This is a genomic window from Amycolatopsis sp. NPDC003676 (assembly GCF_053587275.1).
Map to the genome: position 1 here is coordinate 1 of NZ_JBSFNS010000071.1, position 18,576 is coordinate 18,576.

At 69.6% G+C, this 18,576-nt stretch carries 19 protein-coding genes and 1 pseudogene; 13 read left to right on the plus strand and 7 right to left on the minus strand.

All coding sequences use genetic code 11. The features are described from left to right. Positions 1-165: 165 nt before the first annotated feature. From ACWDNU_RS30885 to ACWDNU_RS30900, 4 genes are all read left to right on the plus strand, one after another. Complete coding sequence (locus ACWDNU_RS30885; RefSeq protein ID WP_344288218.1) at positions 166-939, plus strand: cytochrome c biogenesis CcdA family protein; 774 nt, start codon at positions 166-168, stop codon at positions 937-939. After that, on the plus strand, positions 936-2,540 hold the full coding sequence (resB, locus tag ACWDNU_RS30890; protein ID WP_370932312.1) for a cytochrome c biogenesis protein ResB: 1,605 nt from the start codon (positions 936-938) through the stop codon (positions 2,538-2,540). Before ACWDNU_RS30885 ends, resB begins: the two co-directional genes overlap by 4 nt. Positions 2,541-2,543: 3 nt before the next feature. Beyond that, the gene (ccsB, locus tag ACWDNU_RS30895) at positions 2,544-3,545 is read left to right on the plus strand and encodes a c-type cytochrome biogenesis protein CcsB (RefSeq protein ID WP_449671487.1); all 1,002 of its coding nucleotides are present in this window, start codon (positions 2,544-2,546) and stop codon (positions 3,543-3,545) included. Positions 3,546-3,630: 85 nt separating this feature from the next. Further along, positions 3,631-4,899 (plus strand): MinD/ParA family ATP-binding protein, encoded by a 1,269-nt coding sequence (locus ACWDNU_RS30900; protein ID WP_449671488.1) that lies wholly within the window; start codon positions 3,631-3,633, stop codon positions 4,897-4,899. An 8-nt stretch (positions 4,900-4,907) separates the two neighbouring features. Here ACWDNU_RS30900 and ACWDNU_RS30905 read toward each other — a convergent pair whose 3' ends face one another. Both ACWDNU_RS30905 and ACWDNU_RS30910 read right to left on the minus strand, forming a co-directional pair. Continuing rightward, entirely contained in the window at positions 4,908-5,093 is a 186-nt protein-coding gene (locus ACWDNU_RS30905; protein WP_370932309.1) for a hypothetical protein, read from the minus strand. 174 nt (positions 5,094-5,267) lie between these two features. Continuing rightward, positions 5,268-5,480 carry a BldC family transcriptional regulator gene (locus ACWDNU_RS30910; protein WP_009072010.1) on the minus strand — a complete coding sequence of 71 codons (213 nt, stop codon included), beginning with the start codon at positions 5,478-5,480 and terminating at the stop codon, positions 5,268-5,270. Between the two features lie 362 nt (positions 5,481-5,842). Between ACWDNU_RS30910 and ACWDNU_RS30915 the strand changes: the two genes are divergently transcribed. The 3 genes from ACWDNU_RS30915 to ACWDNU_RS30925 are packed head-to-tail and all read left to right on the plus strand — an operon-like array spanning position 5,843 to position 7,691. Beyond that, the gene (locus ACWDNU_RS30915) at positions 5,843-6,316 is read left to right on the plus strand and encodes an Lrp/AsnC family transcriptional regulator (protein ID WP_162834336.1); all 474 of its coding nucleotides are present in this window, start codon (positions 5,843-5,845) and stop codon (positions 6,314-6,316) included. 11 nt (positions 6,317-6,327) lie between these two features. Then, a complete protein-coding gene (locus ACWDNU_RS30920) occupies positions 6,328-6,618 on the plus strand; it encodes a DUF4229 domain-containing protein (RefSeq protein WP_037818858.1) in 291 nt (96 codons plus the stop codon). Further along, entirely contained in the window at positions 6,615-7,691 is a 1,077-nt protein-coding gene (locus ACWDNU_RS30925) for an L-cysteine desulfhydrase Cds1 (protein ID WP_354746215.1), read from the plus strand. Before ACWDNU_RS30920 ends, ACWDNU_RS30925 begins: the two co-directional genes overlap by 4 nt. On the opposite strand, the gene ACWDNU_RS30930 is transcribed toward ACWDNU_RS30925, so the two are convergent. Further along, positions 7,669-8,316, minus strand: a complete 648-nt coding sequence (locus ACWDNU_RS30930; RefSeq protein WP_449671489.1) for a TetR family transcriptional regulator — start codon at positions 8,314-8,316, stop codon at positions 7,669-7,671. The genes ACWDNU_RS30925 and ACWDNU_RS30930 overlap by 23 nt on opposite strands. 104 nt (positions 8,317-8,420) lie before the next feature. Between ACWDNU_RS30930 and ACWDNU_RS30935 the strand changes: the two are divergent. Next, positions 8,421-8,654, plus strand: a pseudogene (locus tag ACWDNU_RS30935) (aldehyde dehydrogenase family protein); the annotation flags it as partial. A 169-nt stretch (positions 8,655-8,823) separates the two neighbouring features. Further along, positions 8,824-9,858 (plus strand): aldehyde dehydrogenase family protein, encoded by a 1,035-nt coding sequence (locus ACWDNU_RS30940; RefSeq protein WP_449671490.1) that lies wholly within the window; start codon positions 8,824-8,826, stop codon positions 9,856-9,858. 399 nt (positions 9,859-10,257) lie between these two features. On the opposite strand, the gene ACWDNU_RS30945 is transcribed toward ACWDNU_RS30940, so the two are convergent. Further along, on the minus strand, positions 10,258-10,926 hold the full coding sequence (locus ACWDNU_RS30945; RefSeq protein ID WP_449671491.1) for an alpha/beta fold hydrolase: 669 nt from the start codon (positions 10,924-10,926) through the stop codon (positions 10,258-10,260). An 88-nt stretch (positions 10,927-11,014) separates the two neighbouring features. On the opposite strand from ACWDNU_RS30945, the gene ACWDNU_RS30950 reads away from it, so the two are divergent. Continuing rightward, on the plus strand, positions 11,015-11,785 hold the full coding sequence (locus ACWDNU_RS30950) for an AraC family transcriptional regulator (RefSeq protein WP_449671492.1): 771 nt from the start codon (positions 11,015-11,017) through the stop codon (positions 11,783-11,785). Here the strand turns inward: ACWDNU_RS30950 and ACWDNU_RS30955 are convergent. From ACWDNU_RS30955 to ACWDNU_RS30965, 3 genes are read right to left on the minus strand one after another with little or no spacing between them, the layout of a single operon-like run. Continuing rightward, positions 11,782-12,651, minus strand: a complete 870-nt coding sequence (locus ACWDNU_RS30955; RefSeq protein WP_449671493.1) for a 1,4-dihydroxy-2-naphthoate polyprenyltransferase — start codon at positions 12,649-12,651, stop codon at positions 11,782-11,784. The two genes, ACWDNU_RS30950 and ACWDNU_RS30955, sit on opposite strands and share 4 nt — an antisense overlap. A 46-nt stretch (positions 12,652-12,697) precedes the next feature. Continuing rightward, positions 12,698-13,837, minus strand: coding sequence for an o-succinylbenzoate--CoA ligase (gene menE, locus ACWDNU_RS30960; RefSeq protein WP_449671494.1), 1,140 nt, complete (start codon positions 13,835-13,837; stop codon positions 12,698-12,700). Between the two features lie 14 nt (positions 13,838-13,851). After that, the gene (locus ACWDNU_RS30965) at positions 13,852-14,775 is read right to left on the minus strand and encodes a 1,4-dihydroxy-2-naphthoyl-CoA synthase (RefSeq protein ID WP_037818864.1); all 924 of its coding nucleotides are present in this window, start codon (positions 14,773-14,775) and stop codon (positions 13,852-13,854) included. Between the two features lie 93 nt (positions 14,776-14,868). Here ACWDNU_RS30965 and menD point away from each other — a divergent pair, with 93 nt between their 5' ends. The 3 genes from menD to ACWDNU_RS30980 all read left to right on the plus strand — a co-directional run bounded on the left by menD (position 14,869) and on the right by ACWDNU_RS30980 (position 18,527). Continuing rightward, a complete protein-coding gene (gene menD, locus ACWDNU_RS30970) occupies positions 14,869-16,545 on the plus strand; it encodes a 2-succinyl-5-enolpyruvyl-6-hydroxy-3-cyclohexene-1-carboxylic-acid synthase (protein WP_449671495.1) in 1,677 nt (558 codons plus the stop codon). Positions 16,546-16,576: 31 nt separating this feature from the next. Further along, on the plus strand, positions 16,577-16,921 hold the full coding sequence (locus ACWDNU_RS30975; protein ID WP_370932301.1) for a hypothetical protein: 345 nt from the start codon (positions 16,577-16,579) through the stop codon (positions 16,919-16,921). Between the two features lie 91 nt (positions 16,922-17,012). Further along, positions 17,013-18,527: a M1 family metallopeptidase gene (locus ACWDNU_RS30980; RefSeq protein ID WP_370932300.1), complete on the plus strand. Its 1,515-nt coding sequence runs from the start codon at positions 17,013-17,015 to the stop codon at positions 18,525-18,527. Positions 18,528-18,576 lie beyond the last annotated feature (49 nt).

Below are 18,576 nucleotides of genomic sequence, written 5' to 3' on the forward strand. Positions count from 1 at the left end.
GTGCATGTGGCGCACCCAATGTGGCGTTCGGTGCGTCTGACGCACCCAATGCCACATTGGGGCGGCACAGGACCGCAGGACCAAGGTCCCGGAGCGGCTGTGGCGTAGGTCCTGTGAGCGGGCCCCGCCCGCCTCACGTCCAGCTCACTGCCTACTCTCAAGTGCGTGAACTCCGTGTCCGAGCTGGCGCTCTCCGGGCCGCTGCTGCTCGCCGCGGGTGTTGCGCTGCTGGCCGGGGCCATCTCGTTCGCGTCGCCGTGCGTGGTGCCGCTCGTGCCCGGGTACCTCGCCTACCTCGCGGCTCTCGTCGGCGCGGACGCCCCGGCGGTGCGCGACGGCGAGGAGCGCAAGAAGGGCCGCTACGCCGTTCTCGGCGCGGCGGGCCTGTTCGTGCTCGGGTTCACCGTGGTGTTCGTCGCGACCATGGGCACGCTGGTCTGGCTCGCGAACACCTTGCTGGTCAACGAGGATCTGCTGCAGCGCATCGGCGGAATCCTCACCATCCTCATGAGCCTGGTCTTCATCGGCTGGATCCCGGGGCTGCAGCGCGAGGTCCGCTCGCACCGCGTGCCCGGCGGCGGCCTCTGGGGCGCGCCGGTGCTCGGCGCGGTTTTCGGGCTCGGCTGGACGCCGTGCATCGGGCCGACGCTCTCGGCCGTCACGAGCCTCGCGAGCGCGACCGGCGGGGCCGCGGTGCGCGGGTACGTGCTGGTGCTCGTTTACTGCCTCGGCCTGGGCGTCCCGTTCCTGCTGATCGCGCTCGGCGCCCGCTGGGCCGTGCGCGCCACCGACTGGCTCCGCCGCAACGGCCGCCGCGTGCAGATCTTCGGCGGGGTCTTGCTGATGGTGGTCGGCATCCTGCTGGTCACCGGGCTGTGGGGAGACGTCATGGGCTGGCTCCGCAACTCCGTCGCCTCCGATCTCGAGCTGCCGTTGTGACCACTACCGAAGCGCCCCCGAAGAACCCGAACCCGTACCGCCCGTCCGCGGCCAAGCAGGCGCTGGCCTTCCTGCGCAACACCTGGCGCGGCCTGACGTCCATGCGCACCGCGCTGGTGCTGCTGTTCCTGCTGGCGCTCGCCGCGCTTCCCGGCGCTCTGCTGCCGCAGCGGCGGCTGAACGCGCCGAAGGTCGACGAGTACATCAGCGCGCACGGCTGGTGGGGTTCGCTGCTCGACAAGCTGGAGTTCTACGACGTCTACTCCAGCGTCTGGTTCTCCGCGATCTACATCCTGCTGATGATCTCGCTGATCGGCTGCCTCACGCCGCGCAGCTTCGAGTACGTCAAGCAGATGCGGGCCAAGCCGGTGCTGACGCCGCGCAATCTCGCGCGCATGCCGCACCACCGGATCGCCCGCACCGCGCGCACGCCGGAGACGATCCGCGAGGACGTGCGCAAGCAGCTGTCCGGCTGGCGGCGCGTCGAGCGCGAGGAAGACGGCGGCGGGTTCAGCATTTCCGCCGAACGCGGCTACCTGCGCGAGACCGGCAACCTGCTCTTCCACTTCGGCATGCTCGGCCTGATCATCTTCTTCGCCCTCGGCAAGCTCTACAGCTACGAGGGCCAGGTCATCGTGCAGGCCAACGGCGGCCAGTTCTGCAACTCGGGCATCTACAACTACGACTCGTTCGAGGCCGGGCTGCGCGTCGACGGCACCGACCTCAACCCGTTCTGCGTGAAGGTCAACGACTTCACCGCTCGCTACACCGCCACCAACCAGGCCGACTACTACCACTCGCACATCGAGTACCAGTCCGGCGAAGACCTGCAGACCGGCACGTGGAAGCCGTACGACCTCGAGGTCAACGAGCCGCTGCGGACCGTCGGCGACCGGGTTTACCTGCTGGGCAACGGTTATTCGCCGCAGTTCACGGTGACCTTCCCGAACGGCGAGAAGCGCACCCAGAACACCCAGTGGATGTTCACCAACTCGGCGACGATGCTGTCCGAGGGCGCGACGAAGTTCGACCAGCCCGGCGTCACCGACGAGGTCCAGCGGCGCACCAAGCAGCTCGCGATCACCGGCCTGTTCGCCCCGTCGTCGTTCATCCACGGCGGCGTGCTCACCTCGACCGCGCCGCAGCTGAACAACCCGATGGTCGCGGTCGACGTGCTGCGCGGCGACCTCGGTCTCGACGCGGGCCGCGGCCAGTCGGTGTTCTCGGTCGACCAGTCCCGGGTTCAGGACGGCCGGCTCAAGCGGGTCGCGCGCAAGAACCTGGCGGTCGGCCAGGAAGTGACGCTCGACGACGGCACGAAGGTGCGTTTCGACGGCGTCAACAAATGGGTCAACCTCCAGATCTCGCACGATCCGACGCAGGGCTTCGTGCTCGGCTTCGCGATCGTGATGTTCGCCGGGCTCGGTGCGTCGCTGCTGGTCAAGCGGCGTCGCGTGTGGGTGCGGGTGCGGCCGGGCAAGGACGAGAGCGCGAGTACCGTGATCGAGGTCGCGGGGCTCGCGCGCACGGATCAAGCCGGATACGGCGAGGAATTCCAGCGGATCAGCGAACGGCTGGTCACGGGCCGGAAGGGCAGCTGAGGCATGGAAATCAACGAGACTCTCTCGCAGTACAGCGACCTGCTGTACACGACGACAGTGGCGATTTACGTGCTGGCGCTGCTGTTCACGCTCTTCGAGCAGGCGTTCGGGGCCAAGGGCCGGCTCGCCGCCGAGCGCAGCCGCAAGCGCGTGCTGGTCGGCGCTGGCGGGCCCGACACCAACGACGCCGACGACGCCGGCATCGAAGACGGCGACGCACCGGTCGAGCCCGAGGCCCCGCGCGCGGTCGGCCGCGCCGAGCGGATCGGCCGGATGGGCGCGGCGCTGCTCGTGCTGGGCGCGCTGCTGCAGCTGTCGGCGATCGTGCTGCGCGGACTCGCGGTGCACCGCGCGCCGTGGGGCAACATGTACGAGTACGGCATGGCGGTCACCTTCATCACCGTCGTCGCGTGGCTCGTGGTGATCAAGAAGTTCCCGGTCCGCCACCTCACCGGCTTCCTGCTGCTGCCCGTCGTGATCCTGATGTTCATCAACGGCACGATGCTGTACACAGTGGCCGCGCCGGTCGTGCCCGCGCTGCAGTCGTACTGGCTCGTGATCCACGTGTCCGCCGCGATCATCGGCTCCGGCGTGTTCCTGGTGCCGGGCGTGGCGAGCGTCCTCTACCTCTTCCGCACCGCGCACGACCGCAACCCGGCCAAGTTCGCCGGTTTCGGCCCGAAGCTGCCCGCCGCCGACGTGCTCGACCGGATCGCTTACCGCGCCACGATCGTGGCGTTCCCGATCTTCACTTTCGGCGTGCTGTGCGGCGCGGTGTGGGCCGAGGCCGCGTGGGGCCGGTTCTGGGGCTGGGACCCGAAGGAGACCGTCGCGTTCATCGCGTGGGTCATCTACGCGGCATACCTGCACTCCCGGGCCACCGCGGGCTGGCGCGGAACGCGCGCGGCGGTGATCAACATCGTCGGGTTCGCCGCGACGATCTTCAACCTGTTCTTCGTCAACCTGGTGACCGTCGGACTGCATTCCTACGCCGGAGTGAGCTGAGCCGGGGGTCCACCGCCCGGACCGGGCCTCGGGCGACTACCGTCGTCGCCAGGGGCCCTTCGACGTACCCGGGAGGTTGGCAACGGTGACCGGACCCAGTGAAGAGACTGCCGGGGAACAGCAGTCCGAGCAGGCCCAGGAACCGGCTGCCATGTTCTCCGAGGAACGCACCGACTCGACGCCGCACCCCGGCACCGGGCCGTACGACGCGCAGCCGACGCAGGTCGTCGACCCGCCGCCGCAGGGCGCGTATCCGCCGCTGCCGCAGCCGGGCGGGTACCAGCCGCACTACGACCAGAATCTGCCGCCGCTGCAGCCTCCGGCACAGCAGCAGCCGTATGCCGCTCCGGGCGGGTATCAGCCAGTCGCTCAAGCTGGCACGCCGGTTCCCGCTCCGGGTGCCGTTCCCTCCGCTCAGGGACTTCCGCAGCCTGCGTCCGGCGCGGACGAGCTGGCGACCGCGCACCTGGTGAAGCAGCAGAAGCGGACGCCGCAGTCAGGCTGGCGCAAGGCGGTCTACTTGGGCACCGGCAAGCTGCTCAACCCGGGCGAGAGCCCCGCGGACACGCGCCGGCGCGAGCTGATCGCGCGGGTCAACCAGCCGCTGCGCGGGTGCTACAAGATCGCGATGCTGAGCCTCAAGGGCGGCGTCGGCAAGACCACGACGACGACCACGCTCGGCGCGACCTTCGCGTCGTTGCGCGGCGACCGCGTCGTGGCGGTGGACGCGAACCCGGACCGCGGGACGCTGTCGCAGAAGATCGCCATCGAGACCACCGCGACCGTGCGGCACCTGCTGCGGGACGCGGACAAGATCACGCGCTACAGCGACGTCCGGTCGTACACGTCGCAGGGGTCGAGCCGCTTGGAAATCCTGGCGAGCGAACAGGATCCGGCGGTGTCGGAGGCGTTCTCCGAGAACGACTACCGGCGTACGGTGAACCTGCTGGAGCACTTCTACAACATCGTGCTCACCGACTGCGGCACCGGTTTGATGCACTCGGCGATGAAGGGCGTCCTCGACGTCGCGGATTCGCTGGTGGTCGTGTCGTCGGGCTCGGTCGACGGGGCGCGCAGCGCTTCGGCGACGCTGGACTGGCTCGAGGCGCACGGCTACGGCGACCTGGTGAAACGGTCAGTCGTGGTGATCAACTCGGTGCGGCCGAAGGGGAGTTCGGTCGATCTGGACAAGCTGGCCGCGCACTTCGGCGCGAAGGTGCGGTCGGTGTGCCGGATTCCGTTCGATGCGCATCTGGAAGAGGGCGCGGAGATCGAGTTGGAGCGTCTCGGCGGGGATACGCGGCTTGCGCTGCTGGAACTGGCGGCGACTGTGGCCGACGGATTCTCTTCCTGAGCCAGCCGTCAGGAGTCGTTGTCGTCGGTCGGGCGGTTGCGTTGCTGTTCAGACAGCTTGCGCAGGAATTCGGGATCGTCGTCAGGGGCGACGGCCGGGCGGCGCTGCGGGACGCTGATCCGCTGTGCGCCAAGGGCCCGCCACAACAGAACGGCGATGGTAATTGCGCCCACCGCTGCGAGCAAAGGAATCATGCCCGGGTCCCTTCCGTCGTGCTGGCCCCCCAGATTAGCCGCAATTCGGCTGAACGGGGGGACGGGACGGCGGGCGCGGCAGGCCCGGAACGCGGCGAAGGGTCGTGACCGGCAAGCGATGCGGGAGGCACCCCTTGCCACTCACGACCCTTCGTCGTCTGCGTGACCCGCGGATCAGATCTTGCGGGTCGGTTCGCTGGCGTCCGTGGTGAGTTCGGCCAGCAGGTCGTTCACCTCGGACTCGCGGAACCGGCGGTGTCCGCCCGGCGTCCGGATCGAGCCGATGCGGCCCGCGGTGGCCCAGCGGGTCACGGTCTTCGGGTCCACCCGGAACAGAGCGGCCACCTCACCCGGGGTGAGCAACCGTCCGCCCATGGTTGCGGTCATTTTCCGCCTCCTTAACGCCCTACTTGCTATACCGGGGGCATCGGGCGATTTCGCCCTTCGCGCCCGGGTGGCCAACGCGGCAATCGTGGCACTTCACCCGTCGGGTACTCGAACGGTTGTCCTTGGGTAAAGAGCCCTTAAAGTGCAAAAGGGACATAACTCAGCAGATTCTCAGGATCGCTCAGGGCCCGTTCGCGCCCCGCTGACCAGGCATTTTCCAACCGGCTGCGGCGAGATCCGGGTAAAGACCAGGCAAAGGTCGAGTGCGGGCGCTGTCGGCCGTCGAGGTTGCTGTGACGCAGGAGACAATCCGGGACCTACCGGGATGAGCCGGTCGCGGGCCCGCGCCGCATAATGGGCCGGTGGATCAGCTGGACCGGAAGATCATCGCCGAGCTGCGGGCCAACGGCCGCGCTACCTACGCCGACCTCGGCCGGACGGTGGGGCTCTCCGCGTCGTCGGTGCACGAACGCGTCGGAAAGCTCGAGGCGGCGGGCGTGATCACCGGGTACCACGCGATGGTCGACCCGAACACGGTCGGCCTCGGCGTCACCGCGCTGGTCGGCATCCATCCCACCGACACCGCCACCGACGAGGACGTCGCGACCTCGCTCGGCGAATTGCCCGAGGTGGAGAGCTGTTACGCGGTCGCGGGCGACGAGGCCTTCGTAGTAAAGGTGCGGGTTTCGACCGTCGACGAGCTGGAGCTCACCCTTGGCAGGCTGCGCCGCATCCCCGGCGTCGGCCGCACCAATACGACAGTCGTGCTCTCCACCCGGTTCGAGGGCCGCCCCAACAACGCGGGCCTGGACGAAGACTCGCCGAGCGGGGCGTAGCCTGTTTCGGTGTGAGCGAGACACCGGACCACCTTCCCCGTGACCTGACGGTGTACTTGATCGCGCGGTTCGCGCTCGTCGCGGTGGTCGCGGTCGTGCTTTCGCTGGTCGGCGTGCCGCTGCTGGTCTCTTTGCTGATCGGGCTCGTCGTCGGCCTTCCGCTTGGCCTGCTGCTTTTGCGCGGCTTGAACCAGCGCGTGACAGCAGGGCTGGCCAAGCGCAACGAATCCCGCGCGCGTGCTCGGGCCCAGCTGCGTTCGCAGCTGCGCGGCGAGACCTCGGCCGACGATTCCGCGGCATGAGCAAGCCGCACAGCCGCGCCTGGGTCCGGGAAGCCGTCCGGATCATCGAGGCCGACGCCAACCGCAGCGCCGACACGCACCTGCACGTCTTCCCGCTGCCCCCGGAATGGGGCATCGACCTTTACCTGAAGGACGAGTCGGTGCATCCGACCGGCTCGCTCAAGCACCGGCTCGCGCGCTCGCTGATCCTGTATGGCCTGGTCAACGGGCACATCGGCCCGGACACCGTGCTGGTCGAGGCGTCCAGCGGCTCGACCGCGGTGTCCGAGGCGTACTTCGCGCGGATGCTCGGCCTGCGGTTCGTGACCGTCGTGCCGCGGCGGACGAGCAAGGAAAAGATCGCGCTCATCGAGTTCTACGGCGGCGAATGCCATTACGTCGACGCGGCCCCGGCGATGTACCCGGAGGCTGAGCGGCTGGCCGCCGAGTGCAACGGGCATTACCTCGACCAGTTCACCTACGCCGAGCGCGCGACGGACTGGCGCGGCAACAACAACATCGCCGAATCGGTGTTCGCGCAGATGCGTGCCGAACGCCATCCGGTGCCGTCGTGGATCGTCGTCGGCGCGGGCACCGGCGGGACGAGCGCGACGTTCGGCCGCTACGTCCGGTACAAGCGGCACACCACGAAGATCTGCGTGGTGGACCCGGAAAACTCGTCGTTCTACGGCGCGTGGGAAACCGGTGCGCCGGACTACGCGACCGGCATGCCGTCGCGGATCGAAGGCATCGGACGGCCGCGCTGCGAACCGTCGTTCGTGCCCGGCGTGATCGACGAGATGTTCCAGGTGCCCGACGCCGGTTCCCTCGCGGCGATCCGGTTGCTGCGCGACCGCACCGGCCACTGGGCGGGCGGCTCGACCGGGACCAACCTGTACGGCGCGTTCCAGCTGATCTCGCGGATGCTGGCGGACGGTCAGGCGGGTTCGGTGGTGACGCTGCTGTGCGACGGCGGCGAGCGGTACGCGAACACGTACTACTCCGACGAATGGCTCGGCGAGCAGGGGATCGATCTTGCTCCGCATCGGGCGCGGTTCGACGAGTTCCTGCTCACTGGCCGATTCGACGCCTGACCTCCTGGTAGCCCAGCGTCAGCACGACGATCAACCGGCGCAAACGGTCTTCGAAGTCGAGGCGGGAGCCGGCCAGGCGCGGATCCTTGATGGCTTCCCGGACGGCTTCGTTCGGGTGCGCCAGCGGCCACATTCCCGCGGTGAACATGAAGATCGCGGACGACAGTTCTTGCGCGGTCTCCGCGGAAAGACCTGGCAGCGCGGCGTGCAGCAGGTCGGCGGTGCGGGCGTTGTGCTTCGCCGACCGGAGTTTGTAATCCCGCGCGATCTCCGTCGAGACATTCCGTTCCAGCACGTTCGCCAGCACGCTGATCAGTTCGCACAGCACCGGTCGCGTCGCGAGTGAACGGGCGAGGGTCGCGGCGACCTCCGACAGGTCGCCTTCCAGGGTGAGCGAATCGAGCCACGCGCCGCGAGCGCGGTCGAGCACTTCCAGGTAGACGGCCTCCCGGGTGGGGAAGTAGCGCGCGACGTTCGACGCCGACAAGCCCACTCGCCGGGCCAGTTCGCGCATGCTGATTTCGCCGACGGACGACTCCGTCATCAGCTCTTCGGCCACATCGAGGATCGCTTCGCGGCGGGCTTCCACCTGCTCAGGGCTGCGGGCGCGCTGGAACTCGGACACGCCTCGAAGTGTAACAGGACACTGCTCTCTTGATAAAAGGACAGTGTGCTGTTAGCTTCGAGAACAAGAGAGCAGTGTTCCGTTAACTTGGACAGGAGATCCCGATGCGCACCTACGACCAGCTCTTCCTTGGCGGCCGGTGGACCGAACCCGCCACGACCGACACCTTCGAGATCCGTTCGCCGCACGACCGGGCGCTGGTGGGCACCGCGCCGAAAGCCTCGACGGCGGACGTCGACCGTGCGGTGGCGGCGGCGCGGCGGGCGCTCGAACCGTGGAGCAGAACCCCGCTGGCCGAGCGGCTACGGCTGGTCGAGCGGTTCAACGAACTGCACGCCGCTCGCGCCGATGAGATCGCCGAGCTGATCACCGCGGAGAACGGCTCGCCGAGCTGGTTCACCGGCTGGACGCAGCACAACCTCCCGGAGCGCACGGCCGCGTGGCTCGAGACCGCGCGAGTTCTCTTGGGAGGAGACGCTGACCGACGAGGCGGGCAACCGGACGATCGTGCGCGCCGCGCCGGTCGGCGTGGTGGCGGCGGTGATCCCGTGGAACTCGCCGCATTCGGCCGCGCTGGTGAAGCTGATCCCGGCGCTGCTGGCGGGCAATCCCGTGCTGCTCAAGGCCGCGCCGGAAACCGCGCTCGACGCGATGGTGCTGGCGGAGATCTTCGAGCAGGCCGGTTTCCCCGAGGGGGTGGTGAGCGTGTTCGCGGCCGACCGCGACGTGAGCGAGCACCTGGTGACGCACCCCGGCGTGGACAAGATCTCGTTCACCGGCTCGACGGCGGCCGGACGGCGGATCGCGTCGCTCGCCGGGCAGCAGCTCAAGCGGGTCGGGCTGGAGCTCGGCGGCAAGTCCGCGGCGATCGTGCTCGCGGACGCGGCCCCGAAGGCCGTCGCTGAGGGGATCCGGACCGCGACGTTCGCCAACAACGGCGAGATGTGCGTGGCCCACACTCGGATCTTCGCGGCGCGCGAGCGGTACGCCGAGGTCGTCGCCGCACTCGCGGAAATGGCCGACGGGCTCGTGGTCGGCGACCCCGCGAAGCCAGACACGTTCGTCGGGCCGATCGTGCGCGAAGACCAGTACGAGCGAGTGCTGTCGTACCTGCGGCTGGGCGTCGAGGAGGGCGCGCGGATCGCGGCGGGCGGTGCCGAGCCGCTCGCGGATCCCGAGCTGGCGGACGGGTTTTACGTGCGTCCGACGGTGTTCGCCGACGTCGCGAACGACATGCGGATCGCGCGCGAGGAGATCTTCGGGCCGGTGCTCGTGGTGATCCCGTTCGACACCGAGGAGGAAGCGATCCGGCTCGCGAACGACTCCGACTACGGGCTCAGCGGCGGCGTGTGGACCGCCGACGCGGAGCACGGCATCGAGATCGCGCGGGCGGTGCGCACGGGCACGTTCCACGTCAACGGAGCGCCGCGGCATGGGAACGCGCCCTTCGGCGGTTTCAAGGCCAGCGGGGTCGGCCGCGAATACGGCTCGCACGGGTTGGCGGAGTTCGTGGAGTGGCAGGCGATCGCCGCGGGTCGCTAGAGCGACCGTGCTCAGTACCGCCAACGCCAGCATCGCTCGGGCCAGTCCCGCCCGGGTCGGCGTCCTCCGGGTCGGCACTGCCCAGGCCAGCATCGCCCGGACCAGTCCCGCCCTGGTCAGCCCCGCCCGGGTCGTTATCGCCCAACCCAGCATTGCCCGGGTCGGCATCGCCAACCCAGCATCGCCCAGGCCAGTCCCGTCCTGGTCGGCCCCACCAGGCCAGCATCGCCCGGGTCGGCATCGCCCAGGTCAGCATCGCCATGCCGGTGTCGCGCAGGGCCGGGATCAGTTCCCGGCCCTTGCCGTCACCGCCCGACCTCCCCGATCCGCTTCAGCCGAATGGCTCGGCGAGCAGGGGATGGACCGGCGAGTTCCTGCTCACCGGCCGGGTTCGAAGGTCTAGTCGTTCAGCAGTTTCGCGACGCCTTCCGGGTCTTCGCGCATCGCGTTGTGGGCGGTGGGGAGGACGTGGACGAGCCAGTCCGGGTCGGCTTCGAGCCGGTTCCGGAGTTCGGTGAAGGGCGTGCCCTCCCAGCCGGAGCAGTAAACGAACTCGCGCCGGGGAACCTTGGCGAACTCCCCGGTGAGCCGGATCGTCTGGAGTAGCGAGGCGAGCGGATGCGGACGGCGGCGGGCATCTCGGCCGTCGCGTTCCGGCGGACGGACCGCGTATCCGGTGTCCGCGGCGCCGGCCACGAATGCCTGCCGGTATGCCTCGGTGGTGGAGGACCAGCACGATTCGCCGTCGCGAGGCACATAAGCGTCGAGATGCACTACCCGGGAGACCCGTCCGCCTGCCCGGTCGGCCGCGGCGGCGATCACCAACCCGCCGTAGCTGTGGCCGACGAGTGTTGCGTCGGTGATGTTGGCTCGGTCGAGTAGTGCCAGTACGTCGTCGGCGTGGGTATCGAGGTTGGCTCCGGCGACCGTCGCGGCGTCGTCGTCCGGCCGCAGACCGGTCAGGGTCAGGGCGTGCACGGTGTGTCCGGAGCGCTCCAGCAGCGGCACCACCTCCTCGAAGACCCAGCCGCCGTGCCAAGCGCCGGGGACGAGAACGAACGTCGACATGCATTTCTCCCTTGAGCCGCAACGGAATCTCTCGGGAGAAAGCCTTTCAAGAACTCCGCGTGGCTTGTTAACGCTAGAATGCCAACTGATGCCCGTTTCCCGCCAAACCACTTCCTACCTGTGGCCCTCCGGCGGCAGGCATCTCTGGCCGTCCGGCGAAACCAGCGAGCTGCAGTCGCATGAGCGAGGACATCTGGTCTACGCGGCCCGCGGCGTTCTAGTCGTGCAGACCGAGTACGGCACGTCGCTCGCGCCCGCCAACCGAGTCGCCTGGACGCCCGCCGGGTTCCCGCATTTCCACCGTGCTCACGGCGACACTGACATCCGGATCGTCTTTCTCGCGCCGTCCTTGGCCCGGCTCGTTTCGGACCGGCCAGCCGTGTTCCGGACCTCCGGCCTGGCCCGCGAGGTCTTGCTCGCGCTGACCGGCCCCCGCAATTACGAGGGCTCCGGCTACCGCGGCTCCGCCCTCACCCGCCTCCACCGGGTCCTCGTCGACGAACTCCGCGAAGCACCCGACCCGCCACTGCAACTGCCCGCGCCCCGAGACGACCGGCTGCGGGCGATTGCCGAGCGGCTGCACGAGAATCCGGCGGACAACGCCACTCTGGCCGAGCTCGGGAAGTCGATCGGAGCCAGCGCGCGCACGCTCAGCCGGCTCTTCCACGACGAGCTCGGCATGACCTTCTACGAGTGGCGCACCCAGCTCCGCATCTACCACGCGCTGGTGCTGCTCGCCGACGGCCACGACACCGTCCGCACCGCCTATGCCTGCGGCTGGGCCAATCCCAGCGGCTTCATCGCGGCGTTCACCGCCGTCATCGGGACCACGCCGGGCCGCTACCGAAGCGGTCGCTAGAGCGCCAGCGCGACCGCGCTCAGCACCGCCCACGCCAGCATCGCCATGCCGGTGTCGCGCAGGGCCGGGATCAGCTCCCGGCCCTTCCCGCCACCGCCGACGGCCTTGATCGGCTTCAGCAGCAGCGGCGCGGTCACGAACGTGATGAACAGCAGCGGGTGCCAGAAGCCCATCAGCACAGTGAGCGCGTACGGCACCGTCACCAGGGTCAGGTAAAGCTTGCGCGTGCCGCCGTCGCCCATGCGGGTCGCGAGGGTGTGTTTGCCGGACTCGATGTCGGTGGGGATGTCGCGGAGGTTGTTCGCCACCAGCACGGCCATCGAGAACGAGCCGACGGCCACGGCGCAGCCCAGCGCATCCCAGCTGACGCGACCAGCTTGCACGTAGACCGTGCCGAGGACACCGGCCAAGCCGAAGAAGACGAAGACCGCGAGTTCGCCCAAACCGTAGTAGCCGTAAGGCTTTTTGCCGCCGGTGTAGAACCACGCGCCGAGAATGCACAGCGCGCCCATCGCGAGCAGCCACCAATACCCGCTCAACGCGACGAGCGTCAGGCCCAGCACTCCGGCGAGGCCGAGGGCGGTGAGGGCGGCGCGCAGCACGGCCTTCGGGTTCGCCGCGCCGGAGCCGACGAGACGCAGCGGGCCGACGCGGTTTTCGTCGGTGCCGCGGATGCCGTCGGAGTAGTCGTTGGCGAAGTTCACGCCGATGATCAGCGACAGCGAGACCAGCAGCGCGAGCAGCGAACGCCACCAGGAGAACGCGTCGAGCGCGATCGTCGCCCCGACCCCGGCCACGACCGGCGCGATCGCGTTCGGCAGCGTCCTCGGCCGCGCGCCTTCGATCCACTCACTGACTGTCGCCATGGGTCCATTCAACGCCATGCGATCTTCACCCGTTCGGTGAACCCGCTCAGTGCGTTCGGAGGGCGGCGACCACTGCCTGGCGGTCGATCTTTCCCGGACCGCGCAAGGGGAGCGCGTCGGTGAACTCGATGCGTTTCGGTGTCGCGGCGGCACCCAACTCAGCGCGCACGGCGGCTCGCAAAGCGGCCTCGTCTGCCGAAGCCACCACCATCGCGACCACTGCCTCGCCCCACTGCGGATCAGGAATGCCGACGACGCAGGCGTCCCGTACCCCGGGCTGGGCACCGAGCAGTCGTTCGATCGCGGCGGCGGACACCTTGACCCCGCCGGTGTTGATCACGTCGTCCGCACGCCCGAGCACCTCGACCCGGCCGTCCGGCAGCAGGCGGCCGCGGTCGGAGGTACGGAAAGAGCCGTCCCGGAACGACTCCGCGGTCAGTTCCGGCGCGAGACGGTAGCCGTGCGACAGGACCGGGCCGGAGATCCACAGCCGCTCGTCGGCGTCGGGTTCCACGCGGACGCCGTCGAGCGGAATGCCGTCGTAGACGCAGCCGCTGGCGGTCTCGCTCATCCCGTACGAGGGAACGATCCGCACACCTTCCTCGGCCGCTTGCGCGCGCAGCTTCGGCGAGGTGGCTGCGGCGCCCAGGATGATCCCGTCGAACGCCTTCGCGGCGACCAGGCCAGCGCCCCCGTCATCGAGAAGCCGGACGAGCTGGGTCGGCACAAGCGCGGTGTAGCGCGGCCCGTTCTCCGCCAGCACGGGCGCGGCCGCGGCGGCGAACTCGTCCGGGCGGAAGCCGACGCCGGTCAGGAACGCCGGTTTCGTGCCCGCCAGCCGTGCCCGGATCAGCACCTGCAGGCCGCCGATGTAGTGCGCGGGCGTAGCGAGCAGCCAGTGCCCGGGGCCGCCGAGCCGGGCGTGCGTGGCCGTCGCGGACGCGGTGAGCGCTCGCGGCGACAGCAGCACTCCCTTCGGCGCTCCGGTGGACCCGGACGTGGCGATCACCACGGCGGTGTCCGGCTCGACTGGCTGCTCCGGGGCCATCGCTTCGAGCAGCGCGGGGGCCGACGGATCCGCCGAGTTCAGCGGCAGCACCGCCGGACCGCCGTCGAGGGCTGCCGCCAGGGCCGCGTCGAGGGCGGTCAGCGCGTCGGCGCTGCCGTCGAGCCACACCACGTGCACGGCGAACGACCTTCTCAGTAGTAGTACGGGTAGTCGGACCAGTCCGGGTCGCGCTTCTCCAGGAACGCGTCGCGGCCTTCGACGGCCTCGTCCTGCATGTACGCCAGCCGGGTGGTTTCGCCGGCGAACAGCTGCTGACCGACGAGCCCGTCGTCGATCGCGTTGAACGCGTACTTCAGCATCCGCTGCGCGGTCGGCGACTTGCCGATGATCGTCCAGCCCCATTCGAGCGCGACCCGCTCCAGTTCGGCGTGCGGAACGACCTCGTTGACCGCGCCCATCCGGTGCATCTGCTCGGCGGTGTAGTCGCGGCCGAGGAAGAAGATCTCCCGCGCGAACTTCTGCCCGACCTGCCGGGCGAGGCCCGCCGAGCCGTAGCCGGCGTCGAACGAGCCGACGTCCGCGTCGGTCTGCTTGAACCGCGCGTGCTCGGCCGAGGCGAGGGTGAGATCGCACACGACGTGCAGCGAATGCCCGCCGCCCGCGGCCCAGCCGGGCACCACGGCGACCACGGGTTTCGGCATGAAACGGATCAACCGCTGCACCTCGAGGATGTGCAGCCGGCCCGCCCGCGCCGGGTCGACCGTGTCCGAGGTCTCCCCGCTCGCGTACTGATACCCGGAGCGTCCGCGAATACGCTGGTCACCGCCGGAGCAGAACGCCCAGCCGCCGTCCTTCGGCGACGGGCCGTTGCCGGTGAGCAGGACGCACCCGACGTCCGAGCTCATCCGGGCGTGGTCGAGCGCCCGGTAGAGCTCGTCGACGGTGTGCGGGCGGAAGGCGTTGCGGACCTCCGGACGGTCGAAAGCGATCCGGACCACCCGTTTGCCGGAGCGGGCGTCTCGCGAACGGTGGTAGGTGATGTCGGTGAAGGAGAACCCTTCGACCTCGGACCAGGCGGCGGGGTCGAACAGCTCGGAAACTCGGGCGTCATCCACGTTTGGGAGAATAGGACCTGTGGACATGATCGCTGTGCCGGACGCCGCTGCCGGAGAGGGCCGGCCGGACGGCGCTCAAGCGGAGGTCTGCCGGTGAACCCCTCCACCGCGCAGGCCAGGGTCATCGTCGACGAACTCGTCCGCAACACCGTGTCGCACGTGGTGTTGTGTCCAGGATCTCGCAACGCGCCGCTGTCCATCGCGCTCTACGACGCCGCCGCTTCGGGACGGCTGAAGCTGCACGTCCGCATCGACGAGCGCGGCGCGGCGTTCCTCGCGCTCGGCATCGCGGCGCGCACCGGTCGTCCGGCGGCGGTGGTCTGCACCTCCGGCACCGCGGCGGCGAACTTCCACCCGGCCGTGCTGGAGGCCGACCGGGCAGGTGTGCCGCTGATCGTGCTCACCGCCGACCGTCCGCCGGAGCTGCGTTCCGCGGGCGCGAGCCAGGTGATCAACCAGTACGAGCTGTACGGCGACGCGGTCCGCTACTTCGACGAGCTGGCCGTCGCCGAGCGCCGGGCCGGGCAGAACTCCTACTGGCGCAGCCAGATCTGCCGCGCGTGGAACGCCGCGTACGGCGAGTGGCGCTGCGGACCGGTGCACCTGAACATCCCGTTCCGCGAACCGCTGGTTCCGGACCTCGACGATGACGGCGAGTGGTACGAATCGCTCGAAGGCCGCCCGGACGGCGAACGCTGGACCGAGCTGCCGGACTTCGGCGCGCTGCCCTCGTTCGTGGTGCCCTCGGCGCGGCACGGCCTGGTGATCGCGTGCGACACCGGCGCGCAGGCGGCCAGCGAATGGGCCGAACAGCACGGCTGGCCGGTGGTTTCGGAGACCGGCGGGCTGGGCCTGTCCGGCGCGACCGCGATGTCGTCCGGTGCTTGGCTGCTGGGCGTCGAGGAGTTCATCTCGCGACACCGTCCCGAGCAGGTGCTGTGCCTCGGCCGTCCGACGGTGTTCCGGCAGGTGCAGAAGGTGCTGTCGGACCCTGAGGTCGAGGTGCTGCTGGTGCGGCCGGATTCGGACTGGCCCGCGCCCGCGCACAACGTCCGCCAGGTCGGGCAGTGGTTCGCCGAACCGACGAAGCCCGCGGACCCGGAGTGGCTGGCGAGCTGGCAGCGCGCGGACGCCGCAGCGAGTCAGGCGGTTTCGACGGCGCTGGCCGCCGAGCCGTGGCCGAGCGGCGTGCGGGTGGCGACGGAGCTGGTCGACGCGCTGCCGGAGGGCGCGTTGCTGGTGGTCGGCTCCTCGAACCCGACGCGCGATGTCGCGCTGGCCGGGCGGCTGCGTCCGGACGTCCTGGTGCACCGCAACCGCGGCGTCGCCGGGATCGACGGCACGGTGTCGACGGCCATCGGCGCGGCCACCGTGCACCGCGCGCCGTCGTACGCGCTGCTCGGCGACCTGACGTTCCTGCACGACGCGTCCGGCCTGCTCACCGGGCCCGCGGAGCAGTTGCCGGACCTGACGATCGTGGTGCTGAACGACGACGGCGGCGGCATTTTCTCGCTGCTGGAGCAGGGTGCGCCGGAACACTCGGCGAGCTTCGAGCGGGTCTTCGGCACGCCGCACGGCGCGGATTTGGGTGCGCTCTGCGCGGGCTACCGGGTGCCGCACGTGGTGGCCGAGACGGTCGAAGAATTCCGTGCCGCGTTGCAGCCGGCGCCGGGCCTGCGGGTGGTCGAGGTCCGGATCGACCGGGCGCAGCACCGGAATCTCCACGCGCGGCTGAAGTCGGCGGTCGCGGAAGCGGTGGGGACGGTTTAACCGGCGGGGGCCGGTGAAAATGGGGGATTTCGTGAACGAGGCGGACCTGCGCCCGCGAGGCCGGTGGGCCTGGTTCAGCGCGGCGGTGGCGGCGCTGGCCCTGATAGGGCTGGTGTGCTCGTATTTCTCGTCGTTTCTGGTGCTGGCCAGCGACAACTGCTTCGCCGGGGACAGCAGGGCGATCTGCAGCGCGGCCGGACAGCAGGCGGTCGCCTCGCTGCCGTGGGTCGGCTGGTTCGCGGCGATCGGCGGCTCGTTCGCGATGGCCGGGCTGGCCGTGCGGCGCGGGTGGGGGCCGTGGCCGGGGCTGTACGCGGGCCCGATCCTGTACGGCATTCCGATCGCCATCGCGTGGTGGATCGCCGAATCCGGGTGATCTTCCCAGTGGGTAAGAACCCGTCGTTCGGACGTACCTGCCAGGTGCTCACGTGGATACGTTCGGTCGCATTGGCCACCTTGGAGGAACAATGCGATCGAGAACTCGGGCCGGGATCGGGGCGGTTGCGGCTGGAGTCGCGACGGTGCTGCTGGCGGGCACCGCTTCGGCAGTGCCGGCACCGGGCGCGCCCGGCGTCGGCGACCCGTACTACCCGAACGCCGGCAACGGCGGCACCGACGTGCAGCACTACGACATCCGCGTGAGCTACCAGCCGGAAACCGACGTTCTGTCGGGCACCACGACGCTGCTGCTCACCGCGACGCAGGACCTCTCGCGGTTCGACCTGGACTTCGCGCTCAAGGCGTCGAACGTGCTGGTGAACAACCGGCCCGCGCAGTTCGCGAACCAAAACGGCGACGGCGAGCTGGTGATCACCCCGGCGCAGCCGTTGCTGAAGGGCCAGTCCGCGACGGTCGTCGTGAGCTACTCCGACAGCCCGTCGACGGAGAAGGTCGGCGGACTGAACACGTGGAAGAAGGGCGCTTTCGGGGCGCTCGGCGTCGACGAGCCGCAGAGCGCGCAGTGGTGGTTCCCCTCCAACGACCATCCGACCGACAAAGCGACTTACGACGTGTCGATCGAGGCTCCCGACGGCCTCTCCGCCATCACGAACGGCACGCTCGTGCGCAAGACCAAGAAGCGCGCGGGCTGGACGCGGTGGAACTGGCGCAGCACCAAGCCGCAGGCGACCTACCTGACGTCGTTCATCGTCGGCAAGTACGACGTGGTCCAGTCCACCACGCCGGACGGCAAGCCGTTCATCACCGCCTACGGCGCGGATCTCGGCGACTCGCTCGACGCGGCCAAGGCGAGCGTGGAGCGGACGCCGGAGGTCGACGAGTTCCTGGCGTCGAAGTTCGGGCCTTACCCGTTCGAGGCCGAGGGCGGCGTCGTGACCAGCGGAATCACCTTCTCGCTGGAAAACCAGACCCGGCCGACGTACGGCGCGCGTAACTTCGCCGCCGGCTCCAACACCACGCTGATCGCGCACGAGAACGCACACCAGTGGTTCGGCGACAACGTTTCGCTGGGCAAGTGGAGCGACATCTGGCTGAACGAGGGCTTCGCGTCCTACGCCGAGTACCTGTGGTCCGAGCACCAGGGCGAGGGCACGACCGCGGAACTCGCGCAGTACGCGTACGACTCTTACGCCGCTGACGACCCGTTCTGGCAGGTCCTGCCGGGCGACCCGGGCGAGCCGAAGCAGTTCGACCGCGCCGTGTACGACCGGGGCGCGATGGCCGTGCAGGCGCTGCGCAAGACGGTCGGCGACGACGCGTTCTTCTCGATCCTGCAGCAGTGGCAGGTCGCGAAGGCGGGCAAGGCGGCGGTGATCCCGGACTTCGTGGCGCTCGCGGAGAAGGTGTCGGGCAAGCCGTTGCAGGAGCTGTTCCAGACCTGGCTGTTCACCAAGGGCAAGCCTGCCGTCGGTCCTAATGGGACGGTCGCGGCCCGGGCGTTCGCCGCTGCTCCGGCGAAGCCGAAGGCGTGGGACCAGATCCAGGCGAACCACCGCGCGCTGGCCGAGGCCGACCGGCACTGAAATTCGCTTGCCTGGCCGCGGGATCCTGGAGAGTTCCGCTCTCTGCAGG

Bases quoted from the DNA above. Each gene is read 5' to 3' on its own strand.
- ccsB (WP_449671487.1), top strand. From the start codon at position 2,544: ATGGAAATCAACGAGACTCTCTCGCAGTACAGCGACCTGCTGTACACG.
- ACWDNU_RS30905 (WP_370932309.1), bottom strand. From the start codon at position 5,093: ATGATTCCTTTGCTCGCAGCGGTGGGCGCAATTACCATCGCCGTTCTG.
- ACWDNU_RS30910 (WP_009072010.1), bottom strand. From the start codon at position 5,480: ATGACCGCAACCATGGGCGGACGGTTGCTCACCCCGGGTGAGGTGGCC.
- ACWDNU_RS30925 (WP_354746215.1), top strand. From the start codon at position 6,615: ATGAGCAAGCCGCACAGCCGCGCCTGGGTCCGGGAAGCCGTCCGGATC.
- ACWDNU_RS30945 (WP_449671491.1), bottom strand. From the start codon at position 10,926: ATGTCGACGTTCGTTCTCGTCCCCGGCGCTTGGCACGGCGGCTGGGTC.
- ACWDNU_RS30950 (WP_449671492.1), top strand. From the start codon at position 11,015: ATGCCCGTTTCCCGCCAAACCACTTCCTACCTGTGGCCCTCCGGCGGC.
- ACWDNU_RS30955 (WP_449671493.1), bottom strand. From the start codon at position 12,651: ATGGCGACAGTCAGTGAGTGGATCGAAGGCGCGCGGCCGAGGACGCTG.
- ACWDNU_RS30980 (WP_370932300.1), top strand. From the start codon at position 17,013: ATGCGATCGAGAACTCGGGCCGGGATCGGGGCGGTTGCGGCTGGAGTC.